This window comes from Streptomyces sp. NPDC101227 (assembly GCF_044767545.1).
In the GTDB taxonomy this organism is placed as follows: Bacteria; Actinomycetota; Actinomycetes; order Streptomycetales; family Streptomycetaceae; genus Streptomyces.
This window is the reverse complement of record NZ_JBIWOD010000024.1, coordinates 76,313-90,239: the sequence shown is the minus strand read 5'-3', so window position 1 is coordinate 90,239 and position 13,927 is coordinate 76,313. Positions and strand designations below refer to the sequence as shown.

The 13,927-nt window shown below is 68.3% G+C and carries 11 protein-coding genes and 1 pseudogene; 9 read left to right on the top strand and 3 right to left on the bottom strand.

Annotated elements, in window-relative coordinates; all coding sequences use genetic code 11:
- Positions 1 to 59 precede the first annotated feature (59 nt).
- From ACIRPT_RS36645 to ACIRPT_RS36615, 7 genes and pseudogenes are all read left to right on the top strand, one after another.
- Positions 60 to 1,058 carry a sugar ABC transporter substrate-binding protein gene (locus tag ACIRPT_RS36645; RefSeq protein ID WP_403835430.1) on the top strand — a complete coding sequence of 333 codons (999 nt, stop codon included), beginning with the start codon at positions 60 to 62 and terminating at the stop codon, positions 1,056 to 1,058.
- 140 nt (positions 1,059 to 1,198) lie between these two features.
- A complete protein-coding gene (locus ACIRPT_RS36640) occupies positions 1,199 to 2,212 on the top strand; it encodes a sugar ABC transporter substrate-binding protein (protein WP_403497163.1) in 1,014 nt (337 codons plus the stop codon).
- Complete coding sequence (locus tag ACIRPT_RS36635; protein ID WP_403497165.1) at positions 2,209 to 3,252, top strand: ABC transporter permease; 1,044 nt, start codon at positions 2,209 to 2,211, stop codon at positions 3,250 to 3,252. The genes ACIRPT_RS36640 and ACIRPT_RS36635 overlap by 4 nt, the downstream gene beginning before the upstream one ends.
- Positions 3,249 to 4,058, top strand: a complete 810-nt coding sequence (locus ACIRPT_RS36630; protein WP_403497167.1) for an ATP-binding cassette domain-containing protein — start codon at positions 3,249 to 3,251, stop codon at positions 4,056 to 4,058. The genes ACIRPT_RS36635 and ACIRPT_RS36630 overlap by 4 nt, the downstream gene beginning before the upstream one ends.
- Before the next feature lie 290 nt (positions 4,059 to 4,348).
- Entirely contained in the window at positions 4,349 to 5,470 is a 1,122-nt protein-coding gene (locus tag ACIRPT_RS36625; protein ID WP_403497169.1) for an ROK family glucokinase, read from the top strand.
- Complete coding sequence (locus ACIRPT_RS36620; protein WP_403835425.1) at positions 5,467 to 6,039, top strand: hypothetical protein; 573 nt, start codon at positions 5,467 to 5,469, stop codon at positions 6,037 to 6,039. The genes ACIRPT_RS36625 and ACIRPT_RS36620 overlap by 4 nt, the downstream gene beginning before the upstream one ends.
- A 51-nt stretch (positions 6,040 to 6,090) precedes the next feature.
- Positions 6,091 to 6,177: pseudogene (locus tag ACIRPT_RS36615) on the top strand (3-oxoadipate enol-lactone hydrolase); the annotation flags it as partial.
- A gap of 212 nt (positions 6,178 to 6,389) precedes the next feature.
- Here the strand turns inward: ACIRPT_RS36615 and ACIRPT_RS36610 are convergent.
- Both ACIRPT_RS36610 and ACIRPT_RS36605 read right to left on the bottom strand, forming a co-directional pair.
- On the bottom strand, positions 6,390 to 8,903 hold the full coding sequence (locus ACIRPT_RS36610; protein WP_403835422.1) for an ABC transporter permease: 2,514 nt from the start codon (positions 8,901 to 8,903) through the stop codon (positions 6,390 to 6,392).
- Positions 8,903 to 9,646, bottom strand: a complete 744-nt coding sequence (locus ACIRPT_RS36605; RefSeq protein WP_403835420.1) for an ABC transporter ATP-binding protein — start codon at positions 9,644 to 9,646, stop codon at positions 8,903 to 8,905. The genes ACIRPT_RS36610 and ACIRPT_RS36605 overlap by 1 nt, the downstream gene beginning before the upstream one ends.
- Positions 9,647 to 9,799: 153 nt before the next feature.
- Here ACIRPT_RS36605 and ACIRPT_RS36600 point away from each other — a divergent pair, with 153 nt between their 5' ends.
- Both ACIRPT_RS36600 and ACIRPT_RS36595 read left to right on the top strand, forming a co-directional pair.
- Positions 9,800 to 11,023 carry a sensor histidine kinase gene (locus ACIRPT_RS36600; RefSeq protein WP_403835417.1) on the top strand — a complete coding sequence of 408 codons (1,224 nt, stop codon included), beginning with the start codon at positions 9,800 to 9,802 and terminating at the stop codon, positions 11,021 to 11,023.
- The gene (locus ACIRPT_RS36595) at positions 11,020 to 11,667 is read left to right on the top strand and encodes a response regulator (RefSeq protein ID WP_403835415.1); all 648 of its coding nucleotides are present in this window, start codon (positions 11,020 to 11,022) and stop codon (positions 11,665 to 11,667) included. Before ACIRPT_RS36600 ends, ACIRPT_RS36595 begins: the two co-directional genes overlap by 4 nt.
- A 186-nt stretch (positions 11,668 to 11,853) precedes the next feature.
- Here ACIRPT_RS36595 and ACIRPT_RS36590 read toward each other — a convergent pair whose 3' ends face one another.
- Positions 11,854 to 13,614 (bottom strand): M28 family peptidase, encoded by a 1,761-nt coding sequence (locus tag ACIRPT_RS36590; protein ID WP_403835513.1) that lies wholly within the window; start codon positions 13,612 to 13,614, stop codon positions 11,854 to 11,856.
- Between the last annotated feature and the right edge of the window lie 313 nt (positions 13,615 to 13,927).

The following is a 13,927-nucleotide window of genomic DNA, read 5'->3' as shown; positions in this document are numbered from 1 at the left end:
CCCGCCGTTAGAACTCCTGCAGCCGCATTCCGGCGGCCTGGAGCAAAGGCGGTTCCACGATGAGCGGCGTGCGAAGCGCGCGAGAAGTGCGTACGGCCAGACCCGTCACCGTCCGCGGAGCCGCCGCCCTGGCGGCGGTCCTCGCGCTGGTCGCCGGGTGCAGCACCGGCGGCAACGCCGGTGAGGATCCCCGTACCCCCCGGATGACCATCGGGATGGTCAGCCACTCCGGCGAGGGCGACACCTTCTGGGACATCGTCCAGAACGGCGCGGAGCGGGCCGCCGCCAACGACCGGGTGAAGTTCCTCTACGCCAACGACAAAGAGGGCTCGAAACAGGCCGAGCTGGTGCAGTCCTACATCGACCAGAAGGTCGACGGGCTGATCGTCACCCTCGCCAAGCCGGAGGCCCTCAAGGCGGTCGTCCACAAGGCCGTAGCACACGGCATCCCCGTCATCACGATCAACTCCGGCGGCCAGTTCTCGAAGGCGTACGGGGCGCTGACGCACATCGGCCAGGACGAGTCGGTGGCGGGCCGGGCGGTCGGTGAGGAGCTGACCGGGCGAGGCAAGAAGAAGGTCCTGTGCGTCATCCACGAGCAGGGCAACGTCTCGCTGGAGGATCGCTGCGCGGGCGTCCGCAAGGGCTTCGACGGGGCGGTCGAGAACCTCAATGTCGACGGCACCAACGCGCCGGCCTCGCAGTCCTCGATCGAGGCCAAGCTCCAGTCGGACAAGTCCCTCGACGCGATCGTCACGCTCGGTGCGCCGATGGCGGCGATCTCCGTCAAGGCGAAGGAGGAGGCCGGCAGCAAGGCGGACATCGCGACCTTCGATCTGAACGTCGCCGTGGTCAAGCTCCTCAAGGCCAAGGACGTCGTCTTCGCCGTCGACCAGCAGCCCTACCTCCAGGGGTACGAGGCGGTGGACCTGCTCGCCCTGCACAAGACCAACGCCAACGTCCTGGGCGGCGGCAAGCCGGTGCTCACCGGCCCGGAGCTGGTCACGGGCAAGGACGTACCGAAGCTGGAGGAATACACGGGAAGGGGCACCCGATGAACCCGTACGGAAGGCGGGCACCCATGGGTCGACCCGACCCCACGAACCGGTACAGAACACCGGTAACGGATACTTGGCCGGTTGGGCCAATACCAGCAATACGGACGGCACAGCGGGATCGGCGGGAAGGGCAAGTCCTCGTGGCAAGGCTTCGAAGAAGGGGACGCATCGCGAGCGCGGCGCTGGCGGCGCTGCTCGTCGCCTCCCTGGCGGGATGCAGCAGTACCGGCGGGAAGCGGGCCGAGGACGCGCGCGCCGCCCAGGCCGGCGGCGGCAAGGCCGCCGTGAACACCCCCAGGTGGACCTTCGCCATGGTCACCCACTCGGGAGACGGCGACACCTTCTGGGACATCGTGCAGAAGGGCGCGCAGCAGGCCGCCGACAAGGACAACATCAAGTTCCTCTACGGGCACGACGAGGAGGCCCAGCGGCAGAGCCAGCTGGTGCAGTCCTACATCGACCAGAAGGTCGACGGGCTGATCGTCTCGCTCGCCAAGCCCAATGCCATGAAGGACGTCGTCGCCAAGGCCGAGAAGGCCGGTATTCCGGTGATCACGGTGAATTCCGGGGCCGCGGAGTCCAAGGCGTTCGGGGCGCTCACCCACATCGGGCAGGACGAGACGGTGGCCGGCGAGGCCGTCGGCGACGAACTGAACAAGCGCGGCAGGAAGAAGGCCCTGTGCGTGCTGCACGAGCAGGGCAACGTCGGGCATGAGCAGCGCTGCGACGGCGCGAAGAAGACCTTCAAGGGCGATCTCCAGAAGCTCTATGTCGAGGGGACGAACATGCCGGATGTGCAGTCGTCCATCGAGTCCAAGCTCCAGGCGGACCCCGGCATCGACGCGGTCGTCACGCTCGGCGCCCCCTTCGCCGCCACGGCCGTCAAGGCCAGGGAGCAGGCCGGCAGCAAGGCCGAGATCGACACCTTCGACCTCAACGCCCAGGTCGCCGGCGGCCTCAAGGACGGCTCGCTCGGCTTCGCCGTCGACCAGCAGCCCTACCTCCAGGGCTACGAGGCCGTCGACCTCCTCTGGCTGTACAGGTACAACTCCGACGTCCTCGGCGGCGGCAGGCCGGTGCTCACCGGACCCCAGGTGATCACCAAGAAGGACGCCGCCGCACTGCAGGAATTGACCCAGCGGGGGACCCGATGAGCACCGTCGTCAAGACATCGGTACGGGACGAACGACTGCTGCACCGTTCCCTGGTGCGCCGCCTGATGGGACGCCCCGAGCTCGGCTCGGTCGTCGGCGCCATCGCCGTCTTCCTTTTCTTCGCCGTCACCGCCGAACCGTTCCTGCGGGCCTCCAGCCTCTCCACCGTCCTCTACGCCTCGTCGACGATCGGCATCATGGCCGTGCCGGTGGCGCTGCTGATGATCGGCGGCGAATTCGATCTGTCGGCCGGCGTCATGGTCGTCAGCTCGGCCCTGATCTCGTCGATGTTCAGCTACCAGATGACGGCCAACACCTGGGTCGGCGTCGGGGTGTCCTTGCTGGTCACGCTGGCCATCGGCGTCTTCAACGGGATGCTGCTGACCCGTACGAAACTCCCCAGCTTCATCATCACGCTCGGCACGTTCTTCATGCTGACGGGCCTCAACCTCGGCTTCACCAAGCTGATCAGCGGCACCGTCTCCACGAAGTCCATCGCCGACATGGAGGGCTTCGCGTCGGCCCAGGCGCTCTTCGCCTCCCACCTGACCATCGGCAGCGTGGACATCCAGATCACCATCCTGTGGTGGATCGTGCTGGTCGCCGTCGCCACCTGGATCCTGCTGCGCACCAAGGTCGGTAACTGGATCTTCGCGGTGGGCGGTAACGCGGACGCCGCGCGGGCGGTCGGCGTGCCGGTCACCAAGACCAAGATCGGCCTGTACATGGGCGTCGCCTTCGCCGCCTGGGTCTCCGGCCAGCATCTGCTGTTCTCGTACGACGCGATCCAGTCCGGCGACGGCGTCGGCAACGAATTCCTCTACATCATCGCCGCGGCGGTCGGCGGCTGTCTGATGACCGGCGGCTTCGGCTCGGCGATCGGGGCCGCGGTCGGCGCCTTCATCTTCGGCATGACCAGCAAGGGCATCGTCTACGCGCAGTGGAACCCGGACTGGTACAAGTTCTTCCTCGGCGCGATGCTGCTGCTCGCCACACTCCTGAACGCATGGGTCCGCAAGCGGGCGGAGGACAAGTCATGACGGCGCTCGTCGAGCTCGACAAGGTCAGCAAGTTCTACGGCAACATCAAGGCACTGGAGGGCGTGTCCCTGGAGGTGCACGCCGGGGAGATCACCTGCGTCCTCGGCGACAACGGCGCCGGCAAGTCCACCCTCATCAAGATCATCGCGGGGCTGCACCAGCACGACGCCGGCAGCTTCACCATCGAGGGCGAGGAGACGAAACTCGCCTCCCCGCGCGAGGCCCTGGACCGCGGTATCGCCACCGTCTACCAGGACCTGGCCGTCGTCCCCCTCATGCCCGTATGGCGAAACTTCTTCCTCGGCTCCGAGCCGACCACCGGGGTGGGCCCCTTCAAGCGGCTCGACGTCGCCACGATGCGCGAGACCACCCGCAGCGAGCTGCTGCGGATGGGCATCGACCTGCGCGATGTCGACCAGCCCATCGGCACCCTCTCCGGCGGCGAGCGGCAGTGTGTGGCCATCGCCCGCGCCGTCTACTTCGGCGCCAAGGTCCTGGTCCTGGACGAGCCCACGGCGGCGCTCGGCGTCAAGCAGTCCGGCGTCGTGCTCAAGTACGTCGCGGCCGCGCGGGACGCCGGGCTCGGCGTGGTGTTGATCACCCATAACCCGCATCACGCCTATCTGGTCGGCGATCGTTTCGTGCTCCTCAAGCGCGGCACCATGGCCGGCAGCCACGCCAAATCGGAGATTGCGCTGGAGGAGCTGATCCGCCAGATGGCGGGCGGCAGCGAGCTGGAACAGCTGAGCCATGAGCTCGCCCGCACGGTGACCCCGAAATTCCCCGGAGGTCACCGACCGGAGTGATCTTGTCTCGCGCCCCGCGCCGGCCCCCGGGCCGCGCGGGGCGCAGCGCTCCACGTCGCGGTGCGCCGGACGCCGCGGGTGATGCACAATCGCACCGGACCATACGAATCAAGCAAGTGACACGAACCGTACGAACCATGTACGCCGAGGCCCGGCCTCCTGAGACCCGCAGGGACGAGACGACTCTTGCGAGCACGCAGCCGCCGCACGGGGGCACCACCCACGTCCTTCGGACAGTGGGGGAGCCACGGCATCCGTCACGGAGAACGTCACGGGAGAGGGGCGGGCCGATGAGCATGTACCGGGACCGGGTACACCGAGGATCCGCCAGGGCCACCGCCCTGCGTACGGTCGGCGCCCGCGAGCGCCGCTCGCATCTGACCGCCCCCCGGGTGCCCACCGTCGGCATCGACATCGGCGGCACCAAGGTCATGGCGGGCGTGGTCGACGCCGACGGCACCATCTTGGAGAAGATCCGCACCGAGACGCCGGACAAGTCCAAGAGCCCCAAGGTCGTCGAGGACACCATCACCGAGCTCGTCCTCGACCTCTCCGACCGGCACGACGTCCACGCGGTGGGCATCGGTGCGGCCGGCTGGGTCGACGCGGACCGCAGCAGGGTCCTCTTCGCCCCCCATCTGAACTGGCGCAACGAACCGCTGCGCGACCGTCTCGCCGGCCGCCTCGCGGTCCCCGTCATGGTCGACAACGACGCCAACACCGCCGCCTGGGCGGAGTGGCGCTTCGGCGCCGGGCGCGGCGAGGACCACCTCGTCATGATCACGCTCGGTACGGGCATCGGCGGGGCGATCCTCGAGGACGGCGCGGTCAAGCGCGGCAAGTACGGCGTGGCCGGCGAGTTCGGCCATATGCAGGTCGTGCCCGGCGGCCACCGCTGCCCCTGCGGCAACCGCGGCTGCTGGGAGCAGTACAGCTCCGGCAATGCGCTGGTCCGCGAGGCGCGGGAGCTGGCCGCCGCCGACTCCCCGGTCGCGTACAACATCATCGAGCGGGTCGGCGGGCGCGTCGGTGACATCACCGGCCCCCTCATCACCGAGCTCGCCCGCGAGGGCGACGCCATGTGCGTCGAGCTGCTCCAGGACATCGGCCAGTGGCTCGGCGTCGGCATCGCCAACCTCGCCGCGGCCCTCGACCCGTCCTGCTTCGTCATCGGCGGGGGCGTCAGCGCCGCCGACGACCTGCTGATCGGCCCGGCCCGGGACGCCTTCCGGCGCACCCTCACCGGCCGCGGCTACCGCCCCGAAGCCACCATCACCAAGGCGCAGCTGGGCCCCGACGCCGGGATGGTCGGCGCCGCCGACCTCGCCCGCCTGGTTGCCCGCCGCTTCCGCCGTGCCAACCGCCGCCGCGTCGAGCGCTACGAGCGCTATGAACGGTCCGGCCGCCGATGACCGACACCGACCTGAATCCCATGAACGACGACTCACACCCCACCCCGCCGCCCAGCGGCAAGAGCCGCCGCCCCGTCCTGATGGGGCTGATCATCTTCCTGCTGATCGCGATCCCGGCCGGCTACATCGTCATCTCCGCCGAGCAGAGCCGCGACAGCGGCGTCAGCAAGGACGCGGAGGCCGCGGCCACCGGGCTGACCAACGCCTTCCCCTCCAAGGTCCAGCAGCGGACCTACGACGTCCCGGTGCCCGTCGGCTCCACCCCGGTCTACTACTACGAGACCAACTCATGGCAGACCAGCTCGCTCTTCGTGCAGTTCCGTACCAACGACTGGGGCCTGGAGCACTACCTCAAGGCCGTGGGCACCAGCACCGCCGCCCTGAAGAAGGGCGCACGGACGATCCCGCGCGGCCAGGCGGCGAAGGTGGGCTGGGACTTCAGCATCGACTGGCCCTGGGCGGGCACCGTCAACCCGAAGAAGGCGCCGCAGCCCACCCAGCGGATCATGGTCAGCTACGACGAACCCGGTCATCCCGTCGTCTACACCGTCTCGACCATCAAGTTCTGACGTCATCCGGCTTCTTCCTGACCGGGCCACAGGGTTCGGTGGCTTGGCCGGGTGAGTGAGGGGACCCCGCAGCACCGGATCGACGGTCCCGACGACGCCCCCGTACTCGTACCGGGTGCCTCGCTCGGTACCACCTGGCGCAGGTTGTAGCGGCCGCTCAGGAGCGTCCGGCAGATCCACGGCAGACGCTTGACACCAGCCCAGAGCCTCCTGGTCAGGGTGAGTCCGCGCAGTCGGTGAGGCCCGAGTGAGAGCGCGTGAGACGACGAAGCCCCGCCGGAGTGCTCCGGCGGGGCCGACGAGCTCGGCAGCGTAGTCGGCGATCAGCGCGTGGGCTGCCTGCACGCGCGCTACTCGCTGGCGATCGCCGCCAGCATATTCATTTGGGCCGCCTTACGAGCCGGCCACATCGCGGCCAGTACCGCGGCGATGGCTATACCCACCAGTGAAAGGCCGATGATCCCGGCGGGGAGCGAGAAGTCCCACAACCGCTGCCCGAACATGGCGTGTTGCATGACGGCGCCCGAGGGGACACCCACCACCACACCGAGCAGGGCGCCGAAGAGCGAGATCACGATGCTCTCCACTCTGATGGTCCTGCGGATCAGGAGGCGGGTGGCACCCACCGCCCGGATCACTCCGATCTCCCGGGTCCGCTCCATGACGGAGAGCACCAGCGTGTTGACGACACCGAACACAGCGATCAGGATCGCGACGCCGAACATTGCGTACATCAGCGTGAAAGCCAGCGACTGCTGGTCGACGCCCTGCTTGACCAAGGTCTCCCGGTCGCCGATGGACACGTCTGGGCGGTCCCGGAAGGCTACTCGGATGCTGTCCCGAGCTTTGTCCGGGTCGGGCCCCGAGGCGTACAGCGTGGTGATCTGCTTCTGCAGCGACTTGGGCGCTTTGGCGACATCCAGGAAGATGCTGGCTTGGAGTTCGGTGGCGTCATAGATCCCCACCACGGTCTGGGTGACCGAGTGCGTGGCGTCCAGATGCAGTGTGATCTTGTCGTTCATGCCCAGGTCCATCATGTCGGCCTGGTTCTGTGAGATGACCACGCCGCGCTTCAGATCGGGACTTCCCGCCGTGACGTCAGGGGTGAGCACACCCTTCAGACCGGCGGGTTCTATCGCGGAGATCCGACGCTCGGTCTTGCCGCCCTTGTAGGTCAGTCCCACCAGCACATCGCGACTCCCGGCCACTTGAGAGACCCCCGGCAGCCTCTTGACCTTGTCGGCCTCGGCGGGGGTGAGCGCGGACTCGCCCCCGGCCGCCGACTGCAGGACCGTGGTTGTGGTCGGCACGTTCGCCCGGGTCGTCGAGGCGATCAGCGCGGAGAACGAAGAGCTGAGCGTGGCGAACGTACAGACCAGAGCCAGACCGACGGTGATGGCGGTAGCCGTACCGGAGGTGCGCCGCGGGTCGCCCGCGGCGCTGCGCAGCCCGAGTCGGACAGCAGGCCATGACCGGGCCCCGAGAAGGCGCGTGAGCGGCCGGAGAAGCGCCTCGGCGAAGAAGGCCGCGAGCATGATCATGCCGATCACGCCGAGAACCGCCCCCACCAGACCGATGATGCGAGCGAGGTTGGACGAACTGGGGTCCGCGGTAACAGCGACCATCACGATGGCGATGACGACACAGCCAAGCCCGATGATGTTGCGTGTCCGCTTTGTCTCGCGCGGAACGGTCGCATCGGTACGCAGCGCGGCGACCGGCGGCACGGCCGCGGCTCGCCGCGCGGAGTTGTACGCGGCCAGTACGGTCACCAGCAGCGCGACCCCGTATCCGAGCAGGACGGCCACCGGGCTGACGGTGAAGTCGACGTCGTCACCCGGGCGCATCACCGAAATCATCGAGGGACCCAGCGCCACACCCGCCAGCGTGCCGATGGTGCCGCCGGCCAGTCCGAGCACACCGGCCTCGGCGATGATGCCGGTCCGGACCTGACCCTTGCGGGCACCGACGGCCCTCAGCAGCGCGAACTGCCGGGTCCGCTGGCTCACCAGCATGGTGAAGGTGTTGGCGATGACGAACATGCCGACCAGTAGCGCGACTGCCGCGAAGGGCAGCATCGTCATCCGCAGGTCCTGTGCCTCGGAGTCCGACTGCCGAACGGCGGCGTCGGTCAGGGCACTGCCCGTCTCGACGTGGTAATCGTCGGGGACGGTCTTCTGCACGGCGGCCTTGATCGCGCCGGCGTTCGCGCCTGCCGCAGCGGTCAGCTCGATGCGGTGAAAGCGCGTGCCGAGCAGCTTCTCGGCGGTCGCGGTGTCGTAGGCCACCACCGGCACGGCGTCGGACGCCTCGTTGGAGTCCGTGGTGGTCCTGGGGCCCAGACGGTTGTATGTGAACAGCACGGTCACCTTGGCGTTGTCCGAGCGTCCGCCGGACAGCAGCACCTGCGTGGTGTCGCCCACCTCGATGCCGGCGGAGTCGGCATCGGTCTTGTTGAGAGCGACCTGGCCCGGACCGGCAGGCGCCTTGCCCGCCTCCACGGTGAAGCGCCTGTCGTTGCTCCAGTTCGTGCCGGCCCGGTCCAGGATCGTGGTGGTCTTGACGAACTTGTTGCCACGGCCGACCAGCCCCGCGCGGCCGACGATCACACCGTCTACGCGCCCGACGCCGGGCGTCTTGGCCAGCCGGTCGCGGTCCGCGGAGGTGAGCAGCGCCTCTTTCCCAGGGCTCTGCACCGACACCCCTACATCTTTGCGGGTCTCCTGGCCCGCGAGGGTGGTGGCGATCGAGTCGCTCACCACCCAGCTTCCGACCGTCGCGGTCACGCCCAGAGCGATGGCGATGAGCGTCATCACCACCCGCCCTTTGTGCGCGAGCAGGTCACGGAGCATCGTTTTCAGCATCAGGCGGCTGCCTTCTCAAAGGACTTCATACGCTCCAACACGCCGGCGGCGGTCGGTGCGTGGATCTCGTCGACGATGTGGCCGTCCTTGAGGAAGAGCACCCGGTCCGCGTAGGCGGCGGCACTCGGCTCATGGGTCACCATCGCCACTGTCTGGCCGAGATCGTCGACACTGCGGCGCAAGAACCCGAGCAGTTCCGCGGAGGCGGCGGAATCCAGTGCGCCGGTCGGCTCGTCGGCGAATACCACGTCGGGCCGGGTGACCAGCGCCCGGGCGCATGCCACGCGCTGCTGCTGGCCGCCGGAGAGCTGGCTGGGCCGGTGGTGCAGCCGGTTCTGCAGATTCAGCGCTCCGATGACCTTGCTCAATGTCGCCTGGTCGAGCTTGCGGCCGGCCAGATCGAAGGGGAGCGTGATGTTTTCCAGCGCGGTGAGCGTGGGGAGAAGGTTGAAAGCCTGGAAGACGAAACCCACGCGGTCACGACGCAGATGGGTGAGTGCGTCATCGCGCAGACCGGTGATCTCGGTGTCCCCAATCCACACCTTGCCCTCGTCGGCCAGATCGAGGCCCGCGGCGCAGTGCATCAGCGTCGATTTACCGGAGCCGGACGGCCCCATGATCGCGGTGAACTCACCGTGCCGGAAATCCACATCGACTCCTGCGAGCGCGACCACTTGGGAGTCGCCCGATCCATAGCGCTTGGCGAGACCGGTGGCTCGGACGGCAGCTGTTGTCTCTGTCATGCAAAGAAGCGTGCGAGCGCGGACCACGCCGGCACGTCGCCAAAAGGGCCATGAATATCCCCTACTTAAGTTGAGGCCACTCCGGACTTTCGTGGGGCCAAGAACAGACGGACGGCAGAAGTCGGGCCGACCACGGCCAACTAGGCTTGACACGTGGCACAACGCATGGAGAAAGCGCTCCGTCAGCGTCTGCAACGCATAGGGGACCGCTGGGGACCGAAGATGCTGGCGACTGTTGTCGCCGTGGGCGCTTTCATACCGCTCGATGGGCACCAGATCCCGTATGTGCAGGCCGAGTTGGTCGCCGGCCCGATTCTCGGACGCGTCCTGACAGTGGTGATGGCGGTGGGGTCCGCCACCGCTGTCCTGCTGCTGTCGCGCATGCGGTGGCCGCTCATCACCGTCGGACTGGCGGCCTGGATGCTGCTGTCGGTCTGGGTGACGTTGGGCGTCGGGTCGTACGTCGCGGCCCGCAGCGTGCGCAGACAGCCGTATCTGGTCTGGTACATCGTGGGTGCGAGCACGGTCGCCATCCTGCCGACGACCACGGGCGTGGCCCTGGGGACGCAGGGCCTGACCCGGGAGGACATACTTTCTTCGCTCGGCGGCGCCGTGCTGTTCGTCTGGCTCCCCGCGACGCTGGGCCTGTGGAGCAAGGCCCGCCGCGAGGTGATCGAGGGGCTGGAGGAGCGCGCCGCACACCTTGAGCGGGAGCAGACCGCCCGTGCCGAGCAGGCGCGTACGCAGGAGCGGGCCCGCATCGCCCGGGACATGCACGATGTCGTCGCTCACCGGGTGTCCCTCATGGTGCTGCACGCGGGAGCGCTGGAGGTCAACGCAAAGGACGAGGAGACGGCCACCGCCGCGGAACTCATCCGCATCACGGGCAGGGAAGCGCTCACGCAGCTCAGGGATGTCATCGGCGTCCTCAAGAGCGCGGGCGACGACGGCGTACCCAGCCTCGGACCGCAGCCCACCCTGGTGGATCTCGACCGGCTGCTCGAGCAGTCGCGGGCCGCGGGAATCTCCGTGGACCGGCATGACGAGGGAACGCCGCAACGGCTGCCGACCCTGCTGGAACACGCTGCATACCTCGTCGTGCAGGAGGCCCTCACCAATGTCCACAAGCACGCCGGTTCAGCCCACACCGATGTCGCCGTGCGCTACCTCGCGGCAGGCCTGGAAATCACCGTGTCCAACACGGCACCGAGCGGCTCCGTCGAGTCGCTACCGGGCAGCGGCATGGGACTCGTTGGCCTGCGCGAGCGGGTCGAGCTGCTCGACGGCGAATTCATCGCCAAGACGTGCCAGGGGGGCGGATTCACCGTATCGGCCCGGTTCCCCCTCGCCCCTCATCCCCTGGAGGAACGTGCGTGATCCGTGTCCTGTTAGTTGACGACGAAGCTTTGGTGCGGGCCGGTCTGCGCATGATCCTGGAACCCCCCGAGGACATTGAAGTGGTCGCCGAGGCGAGCGACGGCAGCGAAGCGATCACCGTGGCCGCCAAACACCGTCCCGACGTCGTTCTCATGGACGTCAGGATGGCGGGCATGGACGGCCTGACCGCGCTCAGGGAGCTACGGCGCTCGTTCGAAGACCTCAAGGTGATCATGCTGACCACCTTCGATCTCGATGACTATGTCCACACCGCCCTGCGCAACGGCGCCGCTGGCTTCCTTCTCAAGGACACCTCCCCGCGTGACCTGGCCAAAGCCGTCCGTACGGTCGCCGAGGGCAGCGCCATGCTGACGCCGAAGGTCACCAAACGGCTGATCGACGCCTTCGCCGGACTGACGTCGGAAGGCGTCTCAGAGGCGCGGCAGCGGCTGTCGGAGCTGACCGGCCGGGAGGGCGATGTGGTCCGGGCCGTGGCGAGAGGACTGTCGAATGCCGAGATCGGACGCGAACTGGCCATGAGCGAGGGCACGGTGAAGGCGCATGTCAGCCGCGCGCTCGCCAAACTGCATCTGTCCAACCGGGTACAGATGGCACTGCTGGTCCGTGACGCGGGCATGAAATAGCCGTCGGCCGGACTGACGGACCCACCTGCGTGACCGTTTTTGCCGTATGCCCATTGCCACCGCGGGATCCGCAAGGGCGCAACGCGGTGGAGCGTTGCCCGCCGCCCGCGCTCGCCGGGCGGCCGGTGTGCGCCGGAGGGGCCGGCGCCGGTGTGCGGGTGCCGCGCCCCTCCGGGTAGTCGGGGGTCAGCCGGTCTGCAGGGCTGCGTCGTCGAGTACGAAGCTGGTCTGGAGGCTGGCGTCTTCGGTGGCGGTGAAGGTCAGAGTGATCTGCTGTCCGATGTAGGGGGTCAGGTCCAGGGTGCGCTGGGTGTAACCGGTCGCGGCGTCGGTGTTGGAGAGGGTCTTCAGGGTGGTGTTGCCCACCTTGACCCTGAAGGTGTCGTAGGCGACGCGGTCGGTCTCGTCGGTGTCGATGTGCAGCCAGTACGTCAAGGTGGCTTTGGCGCACCCGGAGGGCAGGGTCACCGACTGGCTGAGGGAGTCGGTGGCGGAGGAGCCGTAGCCGCCGAGCCAGGCGAACCGGCTGCCGGTGTGCGCGGACCGGCCCGAGTGGGCGCCGATGGTGCCGGTGTCACCCGTCCAGGGTGCGGTGCCGTTCTCGAACCCTCCGTTGGTGAGGAGCTGTTGGCCGGTGCAGGTTCCGGTCCCCTTGACCGTCAGGGTGAAGGTCGTGCTGTGGGCGACGGATCCGGTGCCGGTGAGGGTGAGGGGGTAGGTGCCGGGGGCGGTGCTCGGCGCCGTGCCGACGGTCATGGTGGAGCTGCCGCCGGAGGTCACCGATGCGGGGCTGAAGGAGACGGTGACGCCCGCCGGGGCGCCGGTTGCCGACAGCTTCACGGTCTGGGCGGAGCCTTTGGTGGTCGCCGTCGAGACCGTGCCGGTGGCCGTGCCGCCCGGGTCGACGCTGGCCGTGCCGGGGGCGACGGCCAGGGAGAAGTCGTTCGCGGGGGTGGAGTTGGCGACGGCCTGCTTCCAGAGGGTGTAGGCGATGCCGTCCACGCTGCGGTTCAGTCCGGTGCTGTTGATGTTGCTGGTGGTGTCGCAGGACTGGTGGTAACAGGAGTCGTAGGCGCGATTGGCCGTGCCGCCCCATTTGGCCGCCTGCGCGGAGGTCTTCCTCGCACTGGCTCCCATCGCGTACCCGGAGGTCGCGATGCCCGCCTGCTCGAAGGAGTAGTCGTCGGAGCGGCCGGCGCCCTCGGTGTTCTCCTCCGGCTGGAGGTTGAGGGAGTCCCAGTATTCCTTCATCGGCTGGGCTGCGGCGGAGCTGACGTGGTTGATGAAGTAGCCGCCGTTGGTCGAGGCGATCATGTCGAAGTTGTAGTACGTCTTGATCTTTGAGCGCTCGGTGGCGGACAGCGATCTGACGTAGAAGTCGGAGCCGTTGAGGCCCTGCTCCTCGTCCGTCCACCAGCCGAAGCGGACCCGGGAGGCCATGGCGGGGTTCTGCTCCGCGAGGGTGAGCGCGGTCTCCAGCAGTGCGGCCGAGCCGGAGCCGTTGTCGTTGATGCCGGGCCCGGCGCCGACGCTGTCGAGGTGGGAGCCGAACATGTACACCGTGCCGGCGTCACCCTGGGGCCATTCGGCGATCAGGTTGGGTCCGGCGCCGGTGGAACAGCCGGAGGTGCAGGGCTGCTCGGTGACCGTGTAGCCAACCGCCTGGAGCTTGTTCTTGACGTAGGAGACGGAGTCCCGGTAGCCCTGGCCGCTGGATTTGCGGGTGCCGCCGTTGCGGGTCGCGATGGCGTTCAGCTCGGTGAGATGTGCCTGGACCTTGGCCACGTCGACGTCCGGGGCGTCGCCGACCGCGGCCCCGCTGACGACGGGTGGGGTGGTGGCCGGTTGCGCCTGCGGTGCGGCCGCTGCCGTGGGTGCTGCGGTCAGCACCGCCGTTCCGAGGGTGATGGCGAGCGATATACCGGCCACCGCGAGTCTTCGTAACACCATGGCTCCTTGAGGGGGGTAGCGATTTCGCCGACGGAGGTTCTGGTGGAACGCCGGGTCGGGGCAGCGTCCTGTCGTCGTCCTGCTGTCTCCGACGAGGTGGGGCTTGGCACGGCAGGCGGACGACATACAGATGACCGAGGACGACATGTCCATGACCGGGCGGCCGTACCATCACATCCAGACAGGCGCGGCGTCAACGGAAGTACCCACGCGGAGTGGTGTTTGTCGGAAAATGGCAGGCGCCGCCCGATATCCGGGCACTCGCCGGTGGGTGCCGGCCGGCCGGGGCGGCTGCTGCGACGCCAAGGAC